This window comes from Burkholderia sola, from assembly GCF_905400185.1.
In the GTDB taxonomy this organism is placed as follows: domain Bacteria; phylum Pseudomonadota; class Gammaproteobacteria; order Burkholderiales; family Burkholderiaceae; genus Burkholderia; species Burkholderia sola.
Genome location: NZ_FR989675.1, coordinates 3,406,675 through 3,422,836 on the forward strand (window position 1 = coordinate 3,406,675; position 16,162 = coordinate 3,422,836).

Sequence of the window (16,162 nt, forward strand, 5' to 3'; positions counted from 1 at the left end):
TGATGAGCCGGCCGCGCTGCGGCCGCCGGGTTGCGTGACTCCCGGTATAACGGCCGCGGATTGAAAAAATTGAGGAAAAAATGCACGCCCGACGCACGGGCGTGCGTCGCCGCTGGAAGCGCCCGGCGCAAGGCGCCGGCGGCGCTGCGCGGGCGGCCCGTGGGGGCCTGCGCGTCAGGCCCGCGCGAGCGAGCGGCGCTTCATTTCGAGCTGCGTGATCAGCCGCTGCAGCGTGTTCTCCGCGCTGCCCGGCAGCGACATGTAGCGAAAGCCGAGCTGGTAGCGCCGCGACCCGTTCGGCATCTGCGTCGAGCGCTGCGACACCAGTTGCAGGTCGAGCGACAGCTTGCCGTGGCCGGTCAGCTCGAGCTCGACGTCCGGCAGCAGCGTGCCGACCTCGAGCGCCTCGACGCGCTCGTCGGCCGTGCGCAGCCCCACGCCGCCGAGCGACAGGTTGTGCACCTCGAACAGGAAGCTTTCGCCGTCCGGCAGCTTGCCGCGGCACAGGAACGGATCGACGATCGGCGCGTCGACGCGGAAATATTCGCGGCGCTGGATGCACACCAGCACGTCGGGGAAATCGGCGACGAACGCGGGCAGCCCCTCGTAGCGCGTCTCGCGCGGCGTGCCCGTGGTGAATTCGACGCGCACGCCCTCCGGCGCGGCCGCGAACGTGCAGTGCGACGCGCCGAGGATGCCGGCGTTCTGCTCGGACAGCGCGCCCCAGTCGAACGTGAACGTCCGCTCGCCGACGTCGACCTCGAGCAGACGCGTGACGAGCTGGCCACCCGGGTACTGGACGGTCAGGAAATCGCCGCGGTTCACCAGGTTGCGCAGCTGCACGCCGATTTCCAGCGGATTGCGGCGGGCATAGTCGGGCCCGGAGTGGCCTGCATCCAGGCTGGGGTCCGTCGACGTTTCGATATTCATGGCTAGCCGGTCTTTCTTGTCATGGGCGCCCGGGGCAACCGGTGCGCAATAAAACCGGGCCAGAACGGGGGCCCGGTCGCAGGTCTCTCACACTTAGCGGCAGTGCTGACCGAAAGTTTAGATCGAAACGGCGATTTATTTCTCGCAAACGTTGAAACCGCGCGCGGCAAGGTGCCGGGCGCGGTCCAAAAGGGGTGGCGAGCCGGGAGCGGGCGGGCCCGTCAGCCGATCTGCTGCATGATCGAGATCAGCTTCTTCGCGTAATTCGGGTCGGTGGCGTAGCCGGCCTTCTGCATCCCGTGCGCGAAGCCTTCGACGCTGCGGCTCGCGCTCAGCACGCCCGCATAGCGCGGGTTGTTCTTCAGCAGGTTCGCGTAATCGGTCATCGCGTGCTCGTACGAGTCGTACGCACGGAACTTCGCGACCACGCGGCGCGGCGTGCCGTTCACGTATTCGGTGGTCAGCGCCGACACGGTGCGGCCGGTCCAGCCCTTGTTCGCCTTGATGCCGAACACGTTGTAGCTGGTCGAGCCGTCGGTCGCGCGGATCTCGCGCTTGCCCCAGCCCGATTCGAGCGCGGCCTGGCCGACGATGAAACGCGCCGGGATGCCGGTCGTCGCGCTGGCCGCCTGCGCGGGCGCCGCGAGCCGGTCGACGAACGCGTCCGCGTTCGGCACGCCGCTCGCGCCCTTGACCGGCGGCGTCAGCGCGCTGCCGGCCGAGTAGCCGCGCGCGCCGGCGAGCCCGCCGTTGTTCGCCGCGTTCGCATAGGCCTTCGCCATCGCGTTCATCGCGGCGAGGCTGCCTTCGTTGCCGGCCGCGCCGAGGCCGCCGGCGCCCATGCCGCCCATGCCGCCCATGCCGCCCATGCCGCCCGCGCCGACGTCGGCCGCCGTGTCGCCGCCCGCGCCGGCGCCCGCATTGCGCAGCAGCTGCTTCATCAGCGCATCGGCGACGCCGATGCCGCGCGTCGACATCTGCTGCGCGAGCTGCTGGTCGAGCATCGACGTGTACATCTTCGACGTATGCGAATCGAACAGGCCGCCGTCGGGCGACGCGTCGCGCATGCTCTTGAGCATCATCTGCGTGAACATCGCGTCGAACTGGCCGGCGACCGCCTTCGCGCCGGCCTGCGGCGACTGCTTCGCCTGCGTGCGCAGCGCGTCGAAACCCTGCACGTCGAGCGCGAAGCGCTGCGTGAGGTCGTTTGCGTTGGGGAGCGTGGCCGCCATTTAGATCACCTCCAGGTCGGCGCGCAGCGCGCCGGCCGCCTTCATCGCCTGCAGGATCGACATCAGGTCCGCGGGCGTCGCGCCGAGCGTGTTCAACGCCTTCACGACGTCGGCGAGATTCGCGCCGGCCGTCACCATCTTCAGCGCGCCGTTGTCCTGCTTCAACTGGATCTGCGACTGCTGCGCGACCACCGTCTGCCCGTTCGAGAACGGCCCCGGCTGCGACACCACCGGCTGCGTGTTGACGACCACCGACAGGTTGCCGTGCGCGACCGCGCAGCTTTGCAGCGTGACCATCTGGTTCATCACGATCGAGCCGGTGCGCGCGTTCAGGATCACCTTCGCCGCGGCCTTGTCCGGGCTCACGTCGAGGTTCTGCAGGCGCGCCATGAACGCGACCTGCTGCGCGGAATCGGCCGGCGCCGCGAGCTGGATCGTGCGGCCGTCGAGCGCCGTCGCGGTGCCCGGGCCGAAGCTCGAGTTGACCGCGGACACGATCCGCTGCGCGGTGCCGTAATCCATGTCGTTCAGCTGCAGCTGCAGTACGCCGTTCATCTGCGCGACCGCGTTCGGCACCGCGCGCTCGACGATCGCGCCGCCGACGATCCGGCCGGCCGCGAGCTGATTCACCTGCACGCGGCTGCCGTTCGCGCTGGCGCCCGCGCCGCCGACCGCCATGTTGCCCTGCGCGAGCGCGTACACCTGCCCGTCCGCGCCCTTCAGCGGCGTGAGCAGCAGCGTGCCGCCGCGCAGGCTCTTCGCGTTGCCGAGCGACGACACGGTCACGTCGAGCGCTTCGCCGGGCCGTGCGAACGGCGGCAGCGTGGCCGTCACCATCACGGCCGCGACGTTCTTCAGCTGCATGTTGTTCAGCGACGACGGGCCGCCGTTGGCCGAACCGTTGTTGATCGAGATGCCGAGGTTCGCGAGCATGTTCGCGAGCGTCTGCGTCGTAAACGGCGTCTGCATCGTCTGGTCGCCCGTGCCGTCGAGGCCGACGACGAGGCCATAGCCGATCAGCGGGTTGTCGCGCACGCCCTGGATCTGCGCGAGATCCTTCAGGCGTTCCGCGTGCGCGGGCGCGGCGCCGAGCACGCACGCGGCCAGCACGACGGCGGCACACCGCGCGACGGCGCGTGCACGCAGCGACAGGCGGTGGAAAAGGGGTAGCTGCATCGTCATCACCACGGCGCGATGTTGAGGAAGAAGCGCTGCAGCCAGCCCATCGTCTCGGCTTCGTTGATATAGCCCTTCGACGAGTATTCGATCTTCGCATCGGCGACCTGCGTCGAGTAGACGGAGTTCGCGCCCGAGATCGTGTTCGGGTTGACGACCCCCGAGAAGCGCACGAATTCGTTGCCCTGGTTGATCAGCATCTGCTTCTCGCCGCTGACCACGAGGTTGCCGTTCGGCAGCACGCTGGTGACGGTCACCGTGATCGTGCCGTTGAACGTGTTCGCCGCGCTCGCGCCGCCAGTGGCCGCGAACTTGTTCGCGCCGGCCGCCGACAGGTTCGCCTTCGCGAACAGTCCGCCGAGGAACGCGGCCGTCGGCACGCTGAAGTCGGTGTTGCCCTGCCGGTTGGTGTTCGCGCCCGACGACTTGGTCGCGTTGATGTTCTCCGCGATCATGATCGTCAGGATGTCGCCGATGTTGCGCGGGCGCTGATCCTCGAACAGCGGCCGCCCCGCGTAGCCGGGGTTGTAGATCGAGCCGGGCGCCTGCATCGACATCGGCATCGGCGGCTGCGCCGTCATCGGCTGCTGGATGATCGGATCGCGCGGAATCTGCGCGCAACCGGCGAGCGCCGCCACCGCGACCGCGCACGCGGCGCGGACGGTGGCTGACGAGGGGAGGCGAACCTGCTTCATGGCTGCGACGGGACGTTCCGGTTAGCTCTTCATCTGCGTGACGGTCTGCAGCATCTGGTCGGACGTCGTCACGGCCTTGCTGTTGATCTCGTAGGCACGCTGCGTCTGGATCATGTTGACGAGTTCCTGCACGACGTTCACGTTCGACGCCTCGACGTAGCCCTGGTTGAGCACGCCCGCGCCGTTCAGCCCCGGCTGCGACACGTTCGGCGCGCCCGACGACGTCGTTTCCGCGAACAGGTTCTCGCCCTTCGCCTCGAGGCCGGTCGGATTGATGAAGGTCGCGATCTGCAGCGAACCGATCTGCACCGCGTTGCTGGAACCCGGCTGCGTGACCGACACGACGCCGTCCTTGCCGATCGTCAGCGACTGCGCGTTCTGCGGCACGGTGATCGCCGGCAGGACCTGGTAGCCGCTCGACGTGACGAGCTGGCCCTGCGCGTTGGTCTGGAACGAGCCGTCGCGCGTGTACGCGTTGGTGCCGTCCGGCATCAGCACCTGGAAGAAGCCCGCGCCGTTGATCGCGACGTCCTTCGAGTTGCCGGTCTGCGTGAGGCCGCCCTGCGTGTACAGGCGCTCGGTCGCGACCTGCTGCACGCCGGTGCCGAGCTGCAGGCCCGACGGCAGTTCGGTCTGCTGCGTCGAGTTCGCGCCGGGCTGGCGGATGGTCTGGTACAGCAGATCCTCGAACACCGCGCGCGACGCCTTGAAGCCGTTCGTGCTGGTGTTCGCGAGGTTGTTCGAAATCACGTCCATCTGCGCCTGCTGCGCATTCATGCCGGTCGCGGCGATGTAGAGCGAACGATTCACTTGGTCAGTCTCCTGCGTAGGCTGGCGCGGGCGCTCAGCTGAAATTGAGCAGCTGGTTCGCCGTCTGCTCGTTCTGGTCGGCCGTCTGGATCAGCTTCGACTGAAGCTGGAACGCGCGCGCGTTGTCGATCATCGCGACCATCGCGGTCACCGGGTTCACGTTGCTGCCTTCGATCGAATTCGGCGTGACGACCACGTTCGGGTCGGCGTCGGCCGGATTGCCGTCGGCGGTGCGGAACAACCCGTCGTTGCCGCGCGTGAGCGTGGCCGGATCGGGATTGACGAGCTTCATCTGGTCGACGATCGCAACCGCCGTCGGCGGGTCGCCCGGCATCAGCGCGGACACCGTGCCGTCCTTGCCGATCGTCACTTCCGCGTTCGGCGGCACCGAGATCGGGCCGCCGTTGCCGACCACCGGCAGGTTGCTCGCGTTGACGAGCTGGCCGTTCTCGTCGACGTGCAGGTTGCCGGCGCGCGTGTACGCCTCGCCGCCGTCGGCCGTCTGCACCGACAGCCAGCCCGCGCCCTGCACCGCGACGTCGAGCGGATTGCCGGTGCGCGTGATCGGACCCGGCGCGTAATCGGCGCCGGGCGTGGACGCGAGCACGTAGGTGCGCGTCGTCGTCGGGTCGATGTTGCTGCCGTCGCCGAAATTCATCGGCACCGCGCGATACGTCGCGAGCTGCGCGCGAAAACCCGTCGTCGACGCGTTCGCGAGGTTGTTCGCGACGATCGCCTGCTGGTCGAGCGACTGCGACGCGCCCGTCATCGCCGTATAGATCAGTCGGTCCATGGCTGCCGGTTATCCGCGCTTACAGGTTGATGAGCGTCTGGTCGACGGTCTGCTGCGTCTTGATCGTCTGCGCGTTCGCCTGGTAGTTGCGCTGCGCGGTGATCAGGTTGACGAGCTGCGAGGTCAGGTCGACGTTCGAGTTCTCGAGCGCGCTGCCCTGCAGCGTGCCGTGGTTCGTGCTGCCCGGCGCCGACACCTGCGGCACGCCCGACGCCGACGATTCGGCGTACTGGTTGCCGCCGAGGTTCACCAGCCCGTTCGGGTTGTTGAAGTTCGCGAGCGCGATCAGGCCAAGCACGGCGGTCTGGCCGTTCGAGTAGTTGCCGGTCAGCTTGCCGTCGCTGCCGATCGAGTAGGTGGTGAGCCTGCCGCTCGCGTAGCCGTCCTGCGCGAGATTGTTCACGCCGTCCTTGCCGCCGTACTGCGTCGTGCCGGTCAGGTCCAGCGTCAGCGCCTGCGGCGTCGCCGAGCCGTCGGTGTTCGGCACGGTGAACTGGAACTGGCCGAGCGACGCGGTCGGCGCGGCCGGCGTGCCGGTCGTCGTGCTCTTGATCGCGCCCGACGTATCGAACGTGATCGTGCCGAGATCGGTCGTCGCGCCGCCCTGGACGCCCGCGTACGCTTCCCACGTGCCGGCCGCCGACTTCACGAAGTACATGTTGACCGCCTGCGAGCCGCCGAGCGAGTCGTACACCTGGATCGCGGTCGAGTAGTTGTACGTCGTGTTGTCGGTCGCGCTGAACGGCGTCTTGGTCGGCACCGTGTCCTGCGAGTTCAGGTTGAACTGGCCGGTGATCTTGGTCGTCGCGGTCGGCGCGATGTTGTTGGTCGGCGCCTGCAGCGGCACGGTCTGCGCGGTGTTGATCACGCCGCCCGCGTTGGCCGCGTAGCCCATCAGGTTACGGCCCTGCGCGTCGACGATGAAGCCGTTCTTGTCGCGCTGGAACGTGCCGTCGCGCGAGTACGTCGTCACGCCGTTGTTCGACATCTGGAAGAAGCCGTTGCCGTTGATCGCGACGTCGAGCGACGAGTTCGTCGTATTGATCGTGCCCTGCCCGAAGTTCTGCTGCACCGAGTTCAGCGACGTGCCGATGCCGATCTGCGTGTTGACCGACGTCGCGACCGAGTTCGCGTACATGTCGGCGAACTGCGCGGTGCTCGACTTGAAGCCGACCGTGTTCGCGTTCGCGATGTTGTTGCCGATCACGTCCAGCGCGTTCGATGCGCCGGCGAGGCCGCTCAGACCCTGTTGATAACCCATTTCGCTCTCCGTGACGAGAAAACTCGATCAGTTGGTGGTGGTGTCGCCGGTCGAGGACGACTTCGTGTTCGGGAAGATCGACGCAACCTGGGTGAGCCCCACCGTCGTGCCGTTCGACAGCACGAGCCCCGCCGTGCCGTCCGCCTGCTTGATCACGCTCTGCACCGTCGCGGCCGCGAGCACGGTCGGCGCATACGTCTTGCCGTCGCTGCCCGTGTACTGCGCGCTCACGGTGTAGACGCCGTCGGGCAGCGCGTTGCCGGCCGCGTCCGTCGGCGTCCAGTTGAACGGCACGGTGCCGGCCGACTGCTTGCCCGCGTTGATCGTGTTGACGACGGCGCCCGTCTTGTCCTTCACGGTGATCGTCAGGTTCGACACGTCGCTCGCGAGCGACACGCCGAACGGCGACGCCGCGCCGCTCTTCACGCCGACGCTGTTGCCCGGCGCGAGCACGTTGGTGCCGATCAGCAGCGCGGCCTGCGTCTGCTGGCCGGCCGCGAGCTGCGTCGACAGCGACGTGAGCGACGTGTTCAGCTGCGCGATGCCGCTCACCGTGTTGATCTGCGCGAGCTGCGACGTCATCTGCGAGCTGTCCACCGGGCTGGTCGGATCCTGGTTCTGCAGCTGCGTGACGAGCAGCTTCAGGAACGTCGCCTGCAGGTCGCTCGCCGACGTGCCGTTGGTCGACGACACGTTGTTGGTGTTCATCGTGTCGGTCGGCAGCGTCGACACGTTGGTGCCGTTGCCGCCGATCGTCGTGTTGGAGGAAGTCATCCTGGGTGGCCTTCTGTCGGAACTGTCGGTCCGGGTCTCGGTAGGAAAAGGTCGGGCGGCGCGCGGCTTACGAGCCGATCGTCAGCGTCTTGAGCATCAGCGTCTTCGCGGTGTTCAGCGTCTCGACGTTGGCCTGGTACGAGCGCGACGCCGAGATCATGTTCACCATCTCCTGCACCGGGTCGACGTTCGGCATCTGCACGTAGCCGTTCGCGTCGGCGGACGGGTTCGCCGGGTCGTAGGTCGATTTCATCGGCGACGGGTCGTCCATCACCTTGGTCACGCGCACGCCGCCCACCCCCTGGCCGGACGCGCTGCGCGCGCCGCCGATCGGATCGGTCGCGAACACGACCTGCTTGGCCTTGTACGGCTTGCCGTCGGGGCCGGTCGCGCTGTCGGCATTCGCGAGGTTCGACGCGGTCACGTTCAGGCGCTGCGATTGCGCGGACAGCGCCGAACCGGCGACGCCGAAGATGTTCATCAACGAAGGCATGGAGGCTCCTTGTGCTGGGTGCCGGATTCGGAAGCGGCCGGCGCTTACGAGTTCGTTACGAGTTCGTCGTGATCGCGGCGAGCATCGCCTTGATCTGCTGGGTCATCACGGTCATCCCGGTTTCGTAGTGCAGCGCGTTGTTCGCGAACTGCACACGCTCGACGTCGAGATCGACCGTGTTGCCGTCGAGCGACGGCTGCAGCGGCATCCGGTATTGCGCGCGGCCGTAGTCGTCCGACGGGCCGCCGGTCGGGATCAGCTTCGCGGTGCCGGCCATGTGGCCCGCCGCCGTCGACACCATCGACATGCCGCTCGTCACGCCGGCCGGCTGCGCCATCGGCAGTTGCGCGGCGTTGCTGGGCGCGAGCCCGCCGCCCGTCTGCTTCAGCGAGCGCGCGAGCGTCGACGCGAAATCGACGTCGCGGGCCTGGTAGCCGGGCGTGTCGGCGTTCGCGATGTTCGACGACAGCAGTTCCTGCCGATAGGCGCGCACGTCGAGCGCCTGTCGGCCGAACGCGAATTCCGCATCGAGTTTGTCCAGCATGTGTGCGTCTCTCCGTATGAAGCGCTGCACGCCCCTCGCACCGGATGGCGACCCGAGAGGCTTTTTTCCATGACAGCGATGGTAGGCGCGGGACGCAACCGGCAATCGGGCGAATAACGCGGCAAAGGCCCCCTCTATTCATCGTTTGCGCGACGCCCCGGCTCCCTAGAATGCGAAGCGGATCAACGGATCGGAGGCATGGCGATGACGGGCGGCGCACTTCGCGGCAGGAACGGGCGGCTCACGCACGCCCGGCGTGCGTTCGCGCTCGCCGCGGCGCTGTGGATCGCCGCGCCCGCCGTGCACGCCGATGACGGGATGATCGTGATTCCCGGGCGCGGCGAGACGGCCGAAACCGCGCTCGCGCACGCCAATGCAGCGAGCGGCGGGCAGTTCGGCGGGAATGCGGGGATCGCTTCGGCGTCGGCTTCGGGCGGACGGCGCGCGGCTGGCGCGGCGAGCGCCGCGACCGGAGACGGCTACGCGGCGCAACCGGCCGGCCAGATGGTCGTGACGAGCGTTCCGCCGCCGGCCGCTGTGCAGGCCCCTGCGCCGCTCCCCGTCTACGCAGCCGCCCGCGCAAACGCCGGGTACGGCACGACGCCGCGCGCGGCGGACCCCGCCGCCATCGCGACGGTCGTCGCCGGCACGGCCGAGCCTGCATCGGCTTTCGCGCGGCCGGCGCCGCAATCGGCAGCTTCGGCGCGCCTCGCGGCAGCCCGTGCCGCGTCGGCCGCAGCGGCAGCGCGCACCTCGGCCGCTTCCGCCAACCCGGCCCCGGCTCCGGCCGCCGCTACGGCCCAGCCCGCGACGCCGCCCGGCCAGCAAGACCCCGAAACGATCCGGCGCGCGGCGCTCGCGTTCCTGCAGCAGCAGATCGCCGGCCTGCCCGGCAAGACCACCGCGACGGTCACGACCGCCTTTCCGCGCGGGCTCGCCGCATGCACGACGCTCGAGCCGTTCTTGCCGACCGGCGCGCGCCTGTGGGGCCGCACGACGGTCGGCGTGCGCTGCGCGGGCGAGCGGCCGTGGACCGTCTACCTGCAGGCGAAGGTCGCCGTGCAGGCCACCTATTACGTCGCCGCGCGGCAGATCGCGCCCGGCGAGCCGCTCTCCGCGGCCGACCTGGTCGCGCGCGACGGCGACCTGACGGTGCTGCCGCTCGCGGTGATCACCGATCCCGCGCAGGCCGTCGGCGCGACCGCGCTCGCGCGCATCTCGGCCGGGCTACCGCTGCGGCAGGACATGCTGAAGAGCGCGGCGTCGGTGTCGGCCGGCCAGACGGTGCGGGTCGTCGCGGCCGGCCCCGGCTTCACGATTTCGGCCGAGGGCAGCGTGCTCGCGAATGCGGCGCCGGGCCAGTCGGTACGCGTGCGGATGGCGGCCGGGCAGATCGTCACGGCGATCGTCAAGGACGCCGGCACCGTCGAAATTCCGCTGTAGGGATGGATCTGCCGCAAAAATGTAAAGAATTGTTTATTCGGGGCATTTCGGGCTCGCGATGCTAAAGTTCGGGCCGACCCGGCCGTTATCTGGGTCAAACCGTACAGGAAACCCATCGTGAAGATCGATTCCACTCCGAAACCGAGCCCCCTCGCGCCGACCGGCACCGGCGCGGCCCGTGCGCCGTCCGGCACGGCCCAGTCGTCCGCACAGGCAGCCGATGCAGGATCGAGCGGCAGCGACACGAACGTCAACCTGTCGGGTCTGTCCGGCCAGCTGCGTTCGGTATCCGCGTCGGGCGACGCCGATATCGACACGGGTCTGGTCCAGTCGATCAAGGACGCGCTGAACGACGGCACGCTGACGATCGACGCGAACAAGATTGCCGACGGCGTATTGAACACCGCCCGCGAACTGCTGCAGCAGCAGCGCCCGCAGGGCAGCTAAGCCCCGGCCTCGTGGCCGGGTCACCCGGTTTGCCGGCGCGCGCGACACCGCACGCACCGGCGTGACGAGCATGACGCGATGAGAGAAGAGCTGCTGGCCACGGTCAACGACGAACACGCGACGATCGAGGCGTTCGCGTCCCTGCTCGTCTACGAGGAAAAGGCGCTGACGACGGCCGAGCCGCTCGAGATGCTGCCCGGCATCGTCGAGAAGAAAAGCGAACTGATCGACCGGCTCGCGCAGCTCGAACGCACGCGCGACACGCAGCTTTCCGCGCTCGGCTTTCCGGCCGGCAAGAAAGGCATGGACCAGGCGGCCGAGCGCGATGCGCGCCTCGCGAGCCGCTGGCAACTGCTGCAACAGGCCGCCGAACGCGCGCGCCAGGCCAATGCGAACAACGGGATGCTGATCCGGATCCGGATGGACTACAACGAGCGCGCGCTCGCGGTGCTGCGCTCGGCGCCCGCGCCGTCCGGCGTGTACGGCCCCGACGGACGCGTGTCGGCGCTCGCGCGCTGACCGGCCGACGTCGCACCGCGCGGCCGCCCTGCAGCCGCGCCTGTCCCCTTCCCTTCGTTACAACAGCGGACACGCGGTGACCTGCGTGCCGCGTTCCACGCACAACCGCTCGTAGTCGCGCAGGTACGCACGCTCGGCGTCGTCCAGCAGATCCAGATCGATCAGGTCCCAGTCGTAGCCGACCGTCACGATGTTCTCGAACGTCACCGTGTCGGGCTGCGCGTCGTCCGGCCGCACGATCACGATGTTCTCGATCCGCACGCCGCCCTTGCCCGGCAAATAGATGCCCGGCTCGACCGAAATCACCGCATTCGGCACCAGCCCGTACCGCGCGCCCGGCGCGAACCGCACGCCGCCCTCGTGCACGTGAATCCCGACGCCGTGCCCGGTGCCGTGGCCAAAATCATGGCCGTGATCGCGACACACCTGCCGCACCAGCGCATCGACGTCGCCGCCCGTCGCGCTCGCCGGAAAGCGCGTGACGAGCCCCTTGATGCAGGCCTTCAGCGCGACCGTGTAGATCTCGCGCTGCCACGGCTGCGCGACCGTGTCCGGCCGCGTGCGACGCAGCACGACGCGCGTGCAGTCCGTCGCGAAGCCGGCTTCGTAGTACGCGCCGCTGTCGAGCAGCACGAGTTCGCCTTCGGTCAGCTCGACGTCGGCGCTCGCCGCCGTGTAATGCGCGAACGCGCTGTTCGCGCCGTTCGCCGCGATCGACGGAAACGACAGCGCGACCGCCGAACGGGCGCCGTATGCGTCGTTGATCGTGCGCGCGAGGTCGTACTCGGTGTGGCGCACGCCCGGCTCGCCGGTCTTTGCCCAGCGCATCGTCTCGGCGATCGCCGCGGCGCTGCGCGCGAACGCGTCGCGAAACTGGTCGAGCACCGCCGGCGTCTTGCTCGCCCGCATCGCCTCGACCGGGTTGAAATCGGCATGCCGCGCGTGCGGCCACACGCGGTTCACCGCGTCGACGAGCGCGCAGTTCACCGATTCGAAGCCGTAGCACACGTGCTCGACCGCGAACTGCGCGAGAAAGCGCTCGAGCGCCGCGACGTCGCGCCGGATCACGTGCAGCGCCGGATACGAATCGAGCGCGACCTCGCAGCGGTCGCAGCCTTCCGGCAAGAACAACGCCACCTGAGCACCGATCGCGAACAGGAAGCCGAGGTGCGACGACGCATTCGGGATGTGATAGCCGCGGCTGTTCAGCAGATACGCGAGATCGTCCGACGCGCAGGTGAAGAACGCGGTCTTGCCGTCGGCCGCGCCGGTATGCGCGGCGAGCCGGCGGTTCAGCGTGTCGAGGTTCTGCGCGACGCTCAGGCCGGTCATCGTGGCGGGAATCTCGAAGATCGGCCGCTCGACGTTCCAGCCCGGCAGCGCGATCGCCTGGTCGATTTCGCGATCGGCGAGGCTCGTCCAGTCGAGCGTCGCGGCCTGCGTCTGCTCGAACAGCCGGTTGCGCTGCGCGACGCTGATCCGCCGCGCGTCGTAGCCGACCCGCGCGAGCCGGCTCGCGTGCGCGACCAGCCAGTCGGCCATCGCCTGCCAGATCGTCACGTCGATGCCGAGCTTCTCGACGCGCACGCGCGCCGGATCGCACTGCTCGTCGGCCTGGAAGTGATAGCGGCCGTCGACGAACAGCACGAACGGCGGCACGCCAAGCGCCTGCGCGGTCGCCGCGCTCAGGAAGATCCCGCAGCCCGCCGAGCCGTCGAAGCCCGACACCGCGTAGCGCGGGTTGTTGCTGCGCGGCAGGTACTCGGTCACGTACTCGTCCTGCGACGTGATCACCACCGCGTCGAGTCGCGCGGCATCGAGCAGGCGCGACAAGCCGGCCTGGGTCTCGGCGACGGACGCGTCGTACGGGGAAAGGCCGGAGAAGCTGTATTTCAGTCGGTCGATCATCGGATGCCCGTTATTCATTGTTGTCCGCGGCTAGCGGCGCGTCGCGGCAGCGCTGCTGCCTGACACGACACGTCGCCGCGGCGCAGGTCGCGCATGGCGCGACGCGCGGCCGGACCGCGCCGCGGTTCCAGCGGCCGCTCTCGGCAAATTTTCGTCTCACTTAACTTTGTTTGATGCGCGACAGAATCTAGAGCAGGCCGAAATCGAGGTCAAGCCAAAATTTTCGTAGGACTAAAATCGGCGCACGGCCTGCGGATCCCGGCACAGCGCCAATTCACCCGGCGATGCTGCGCGGTACAATGCGCCGGCCTCCGCCCCGGCGAGCGCACCGCCGCCGTGCCCGCGCCCCGACTCGTTGCCACGAAAGAGATTCATGGATTCAGACCTCATGCGTATCGGCCAGCGCATTCGCCGCCTGCGCCGGGAAGCGAAGAAGACGCTGCTGGAAGTCGCGACCGAAGCGAAACTGTCGGTCGGGTTCCTGTCGCAGGTCGAGCGTCATCTGACGGGCATCTCGCTGTCGTCGCTCGTCAACGTCGCGAAGGCGCTGGGCGTGCCGCTCGGCACGCTGATCGAGCAGCCTCGCCAGCCGCAGCCCGATTCGCACGAGGGCAGCCGCAAGCCGTACGCGCTCGACGCCGCGTCGCAATGGTACGAACGGCTGTCCACCACGTTCGACGGCAGCCAGATCAACGCGCTGAAAGTGCAGATGATGGAAGGCTACCGGTCGGAATGGGTCGCGCACGGCGGCGACGAATTCGTGTACGTGCTGGCCGGCCGCGTCTGCTACACGGTCGGCAGGAAGAATTACCCGCTGGGGCCCGGCGACTCGCTGCACTTCGACGCGCGCAAGCGGCATCGCGTGGCCAATGTCGGCGACGGGCCGGTCGAGCTGATCACCGTCAGCACGCTGCCGCTGTTCGACGACAGTTCGGCGGAATTCGCGTCCGCGACGACGGAAATCCGGCAGTCGAAGCCCGCCGAGCCGCGCGTGAGCCGCCGTGCGCCGACGCCCAGACGGGATGTTCGCGACACCGCCGCGGCGCGGCCGTCCAAGGTTGACGCAGCCGACAAGAAGGGTTCGGCGAAGCCGCGCGCCGCCGCCGGCAAACGCCCGGCGGCCGCGACGCCGGCGCGCAGGAAGAAACCGTAACGGCCGACGGGCGCACATGCCGCGCGCCCGGTTCCGCGCCGATTACTCGCCGACTATTCGTCGACTACTCGCCGATCGCGAGCGCCTGCGCGACGGCCTGGATCCGCGCGCGATGCACGGCTTCCTTGATCTTCTCCGTGTCGCTGCCGATGCCACGCGCGATCGCGCCGGCATCGACGCTGCGCGCGGCCGCGAGCGCGACGCGCAGCCGCTCGGCCTGCGGATACGGCTGCGCATCGAGCCCGAGCCGGCCGCGCGCGTCCGATTCGCACGCCTGCAGCAACTCGGCGAAGCGCGCCGGCTTGCGCAGCGCGTCACTGCGCTCGAAGAGCCGCACCAGCGCGGCCGCGCCCATCTCCATCACGCGATGCAGGTTGCCGTGCTCGCGCGCGACCACCAGCGCGAGATCGCGGCATTCGTTCGGCACGCGCAGCCGCTCGCACAACGGCTTGAGCAGCTCGACGCTGCGGCTTTCGTGGCCGACGTGGCGCGGCAGCACGTCCGCGGGCGTCGTGCCCTTGCCGAGATCGTGCGTGAGCGCCGCGAAGCGCACCGCCAGCGAATAGCCCTGCTTCGCCGCGTAGTCGACGACCATCATCACGTGCACGCCGGTATCGACTTCCGGGTGGTAATCGGCGCGCTGCGGCACGCCCCACAGCGCGTCGACCTCCGGCAGGATGCGCGCGAGCGCGCCGCAGTCGCGCAGTACCGCGAACATCCGCGACGGCTTCGCCTCCATCAGCCCGCGCGCGATTTCCTGCCACACGCGCTCGGGCACGAGCGCGTCGACCTCGCCCGCGTCGACCATCCGCCGCATCAGCGCGAGCGTTTCGTCGGCGACCGTGAAATCCGCGAACCGTGCGGCGAAGCGCGCGATGCGCAGGATCCGCACCGGATCCTCGACGAACGCGTCGCTCACGTGCCGGAACACGCGCGCGCGCAGGTCGGCCTGCCCGTCGAACGGATCGATCACCGGGCCGACCAGCGCGCCTTCCGGGCTCACCTCGCGCGCCATCGCGTTGATCGTCAGGTCGCGCCGCGCGAGATCCTCGTCGAGCGTCACATCCGGCGCGTAATGGAACCGGAAGCCGTGATAGCCGGCCGCCGTCTTGCGCTCGGTGCGCGCGAGCGCGTATTCCTCCTGCGTCTGCGGATGCAGGAACACCGGGAAATCCTTCCCGACCGGCCGGAAGCCCTGCGCGGCCATCTGCTCGGGCGTCGCGCCGACCACCACGTAGTCGCGATCCTGCACCGGCACGCCGAGCAATTCGTCGCGGATCGCTCCGCCTACTGCGTAGATGTTCATGGCTGCGGTTCGTATTCGGCGATCACGTTGGTTTCGCGGCGCGCGGCATCGATCCACCGCTGCACCGCCGGCAGCGCCGTCACGCGCGCCGCATAGCCGGCCGCCTCCGGCGACAGCGCCGGCGCATACGTGTTGAAGCGCATCACGACGGGCGCATACATCGCATCGGCGATCCCGAATTCGCCGAACAGGAACGGCCCGCCCGACGCCTCGATGCATTCGCTCCACAGCGCGTCGATGCGCGCGACGTCGGCGAGCGCGTCGGGCGTCGCGCCGCGCCCCGGCATCGACGCGCGGATGCTCATGCCCATCTGCGTGCGCAGCGCCAAGAAGCCCGAATGCATCTCGGCGGACACGCAGCGCGCATGCGCACGCGCGAGCGGGTCGGCCGGCCACATCGGGAATTGCGGATAGCGCTCGGCGAGCGTCTCGGCGATCGCGAGCGAATCCCAGATCGCCGCGCCGTGATCGTCGACCAGACACGGCACCTTGCCGGTCGGCGAGTATTCGCGGATGCGCGCGGCCGTGTCGTCGCGGCGCAGTTCGACCACGATCTCGTCGAACGGGATGCCGAAATGCGCGAGCAGCAGCCACGGCCGCATCGACCACGACGAGTAGTTCTTGTCTCCAATGACGAGCTTCATGACGGGGTTCCGAAAAATGCGAAACAGGAAACGA

At 68.9% G+C, this 16,162-nt stretch carries 17 protein-coding genes; 4 read left to right on the forward strand and 13 right to left on the reverse strand.

The genetic code is table 11. The features are described from left to right. Window positions 1-174: 174 nt before the first annotated feature. The 10 genes from KR541_RS15715 to flgB form a co-directional block, all read right to left on the reverse strand. A complete protein-coding gene (locus KR541_RS15715) occupies window positions 175-930 on the reverse strand; it encodes a flagellar brake protein (RefSeq protein WP_050014268.1) in 756 nt (251 codons plus the stop codon). A gap of 221 nt (window positions 931-1,151) precedes the next feature. Then, window positions 1,152-2,162, reverse strand: coding sequence for a flagellar assembly peptidoglycan hydrolase FlgJ (gene flgJ / locus KR541_RS15720; RefSeq protein WP_050014267.1), 1,011 nt, complete (start codon window positions 2,160-2,162; stop codon window positions 1,152-1,154). After that, window positions 2,163-3,338: a flagellar basal body P-ring protein FlgI gene (locus KR541_RS15725; protein WP_050014341.1), complete on the reverse strand. Its 1,176-nt coding sequence runs from the start codon at window positions 3,336-3,338 to the stop codon at window positions 2,163-2,165. A gap of 5 nt (window positions 3,339-3,343) precedes the next feature. Continuing rightward, on the reverse strand, window positions 3,344-4,033 hold the full coding sequence (gene flgH / locus KR541_RS15730) for a flagellar basal body L-ring protein FlgH (RefSeq protein WP_050014266.1): 690 nt from the start codon (window positions 4,031-4,033) through the stop codon (window positions 3,344-3,346). Window positions 4,034-4,054: 21 nt separating this feature from the next. After that, on the reverse strand, window positions 4,055-4,843 hold the full coding sequence (gene flgG, locus KR541_RS15735) for a flagellar basal-body rod protein FlgG (protein WP_006477564.1): 789 nt from the start codon (window positions 4,841-4,843) through the stop codon (window positions 4,055-4,057). 34 nt (window positions 4,844-4,877) lie between these two features. Further along, window positions 4,878-5,636 carry a flagellar basal-body rod protein FlgF gene (flgF, locus tag KR541_RS15740; protein WP_050014265.1) on the reverse strand — a complete coding sequence of 253 codons (759 nt, stop codon included), beginning with the start codon at window positions 5,634-5,636 and terminating at the stop codon, window positions 4,878-4,880. Window positions 5,637-5,655: 19 nt separating this feature from the next. Continuing rightward, complete coding sequence (gene flgE / locus KR541_RS15745; protein WP_050014264.1) at window positions 5,656-6,897, reverse strand: flagellar hook protein FlgE; 1,242 nt, start codon at window positions 6,895-6,897, stop codon at window positions 5,656-5,658. Between the two features lie 27 nt (window positions 6,898-6,924). Further along, a complete protein-coding gene (locus KR541_RS15750; protein ID WP_050014263.1) occupies window positions 6,925-7,671 on the reverse strand; it encodes a flagellar hook assembly protein FlgD in 747 nt (248 codons plus the stop codon). Between the two features lie 67 nt (window positions 7,672-7,738). Then, window positions 7,739-8,164 carry a flagellar basal body rod protein FlgC gene (gene flgC, locus KR541_RS15755; protein WP_050014262.1) on the reverse strand — a complete coding sequence of 142 codons (426 nt, stop codon included), beginning with the start codon at window positions 8,162-8,164 and terminating at the stop codon, window positions 7,739-7,741. A gap of 55 nt (window positions 8,165-8,219) precedes the next feature. Beyond that, entirely contained in the window at window positions 8,220-8,708 is a 489-nt protein-coding gene (gene flgB / locus KR541_RS15760; RefSeq protein WP_050014261.1) for a flagellar basal body rod protein FlgB, read from the reverse strand. A 204-nt stretch (window positions 8,709-8,912) separates the two neighbouring features. Here flgB and flgA point away from each other — a divergent pair, with 204 nt between their 5' ends. From flgA to KR541_RS15775, 3 genes are all read left to right on the forward strand, one after another. Beyond that, entirely contained in the window at window positions 8,913-10,151 is a 1,239-nt protein-coding gene (gene flgA, locus KR541_RS15765) for a flagellar basal body P-ring formation chaperone FlgA (RefSeq protein ID WP_124631183.1), read from the forward strand. 117 nt (window positions 10,152-10,268) lie between these two features. Then, window positions 10,269-10,598, forward strand: coding sequence for a flagellar biosynthesis anti-sigma factor FlgM (gene flgM, locus KR541_RS15770; protein WP_050014260.1), 330 nt, complete (start codon window positions 10,269-10,271; stop codon window positions 10,596-10,598). Window positions 10,599-10,676: 78 nt separating this feature from the next. Continuing rightward, window positions 10,677-11,117, forward strand: a complete 441-nt coding sequence (locus KR541_RS15775; RefSeq protein WP_050014259.1) for a flagella synthesis protein FlgN — start codon at window positions 10,677-10,679, stop codon at window positions 11,115-11,117. Between the two features lie 57 nt (window positions 11,118-11,174). Here KR541_RS15775 and KR541_RS15780 read toward each other — a convergent pair whose 3' ends face one another. After that, window positions 11,175-13,025, reverse strand: a complete 1,851-nt coding sequence (locus tag KR541_RS15780; RefSeq protein WP_089488899.1) for a M24 family metallopeptidase — start codon at window positions 13,023-13,025, stop codon at window positions 11,175-11,177. A gap of 373 nt (window positions 13,026-13,398) precedes the next feature. Here KR541_RS15780 and KR541_RS15785 point away from each other — a divergent pair, with 373 nt between their 5' ends. Further along, a complete protein-coding gene (locus tag KR541_RS15785) occupies window positions 13,399-14,178 on the forward strand; it encodes a helix-turn-helix domain-containing protein (protein ID WP_050014257.1) in 780 nt (259 codons plus the stop codon). A gap of 64 nt (window positions 14,179-14,242) precedes the next feature. Here the strand turns inward: KR541_RS15785 and KR541_RS15790 are convergent, their stop codons facing one another. Together KR541_RS15790 and KR541_RS15795 are read right to left on the reverse strand one after the other, a co-directional pair. Further along, window positions 14,243-15,484, reverse strand: coding sequence for a multifunctional CCA addition/repair protein (locus KR541_RS15790; RefSeq protein WP_050014256.1), 1,242 nt, complete (start codon window positions 15,482-15,484; stop codon window positions 14,243-14,245). Further along, window positions 15,481-16,128 carry a glutathione S-transferase family protein gene (locus KR541_RS15795; protein WP_050014255.1) on the reverse strand — a complete coding sequence of 216 codons (648 nt, stop codon included), beginning with the start codon at window positions 16,126-16,128 and terminating at the stop codon, window positions 15,481-15,483. Before KR541_RS15795 ends, KR541_RS15790 begins: the two co-directional genes overlap by 4 nt. Window positions 16,129-16,162 lie beyond the last annotated feature (34 nt).

Coding starts and splice junctions, on each gene's coding strand:
- KR541_RS15715 (WP_050014268.1), bottom strand. CDS start 930: ATGAATATCGAAACGTCGACGGACCCCAGCCTGGATGCAGGCCACTCC.
- flgJ (WP_050014267.1), bottom strand. CDS start 2,162: ATGGCGGCCACGCTCCCCAACGCAAACGACCTCACGCAGCGCTTCGCG.
- KR541_RS15725 (WP_050014341.1), bottom strand. CDS start 3,338: ATGCAGCTACCCCTTTTCCACCGCCTGTCGCTGCGTGCACGCGCCGTC.
- flgA (WP_124631183.1), top strand. CDS start 8,913: ATGACGGGCGGCGCACTTCGCGGCAGGAACGGGCGGCTCACGCACGCC.
- flgH (WP_050014266.1), bottom strand. CDS start 4,033: ATGAAGCAGGTTCGCCTCCCCTCGTCAGCCACCGTCCGCGCCGCGTGC.
- flgC (WP_050014262.1), bottom strand. CDS start 8,164: ATGCCTTCGTTGATGAACATCTTCGGCGTCGCCGGTTCGGCGCTGTCC.
- flgB (WP_050014261.1), bottom strand. CDS start 8,708: ATGCTGGACAAACTCGATGCGGAATTCGCGTTCGGCCGACAGGCGCTC.
- KR541_RS15780 (WP_089488899.1), bottom strand. CDS start 13,025: ATGATCGACCGACTGAAATACAGCTTCTCCGGCCTTTCCCCGTACGAC.
- flgE (WP_050014264.1), bottom strand. CDS start 6,897: ATGGGTTATCAACAGGGTCTGAGCGGCCTCGCCGGCGCATCGAACGCG.
- KR541_RS15775 (WP_050014259.1), top strand. CDS start 10,677: ATGAGAGAAGAGCTGCTGGCCACGGTCAACGACGAACACGCGACGATC.
- KR541_RS15785 (WP_050014257.1), top strand. CDS start 13,399: ATGGATTCAGACCTCATGCGTATCGGCCAGCGCATTCGCCGCCTGCGC.
- KR541_RS15795 (WP_050014255.1), bottom strand. CDS start 16,128: ATGAAGCTCGTCATTGGAGACAAGAACTACTCGTCGTGGTCGATGCGG.
- KR541_RS15750 (WP_050014263.1), bottom strand. CDS start 7,671: ATGACTTCCTCCAACACGACGATCGGCGGCAACGGCACCAACGTGTCG.
- KR541_RS15790 (WP_050014256.1), bottom strand. CDS start 15,484: ATGAACATCTACGCAGTAGGCGGAGCGATCCGCGACGAATTGCTCGGC.
- flgF (WP_050014265.1), bottom strand. CDS start 5,636: ATGGACCGACTGATCTATACGGCGATGACGGGCGCGTCGCAGTCGCTC.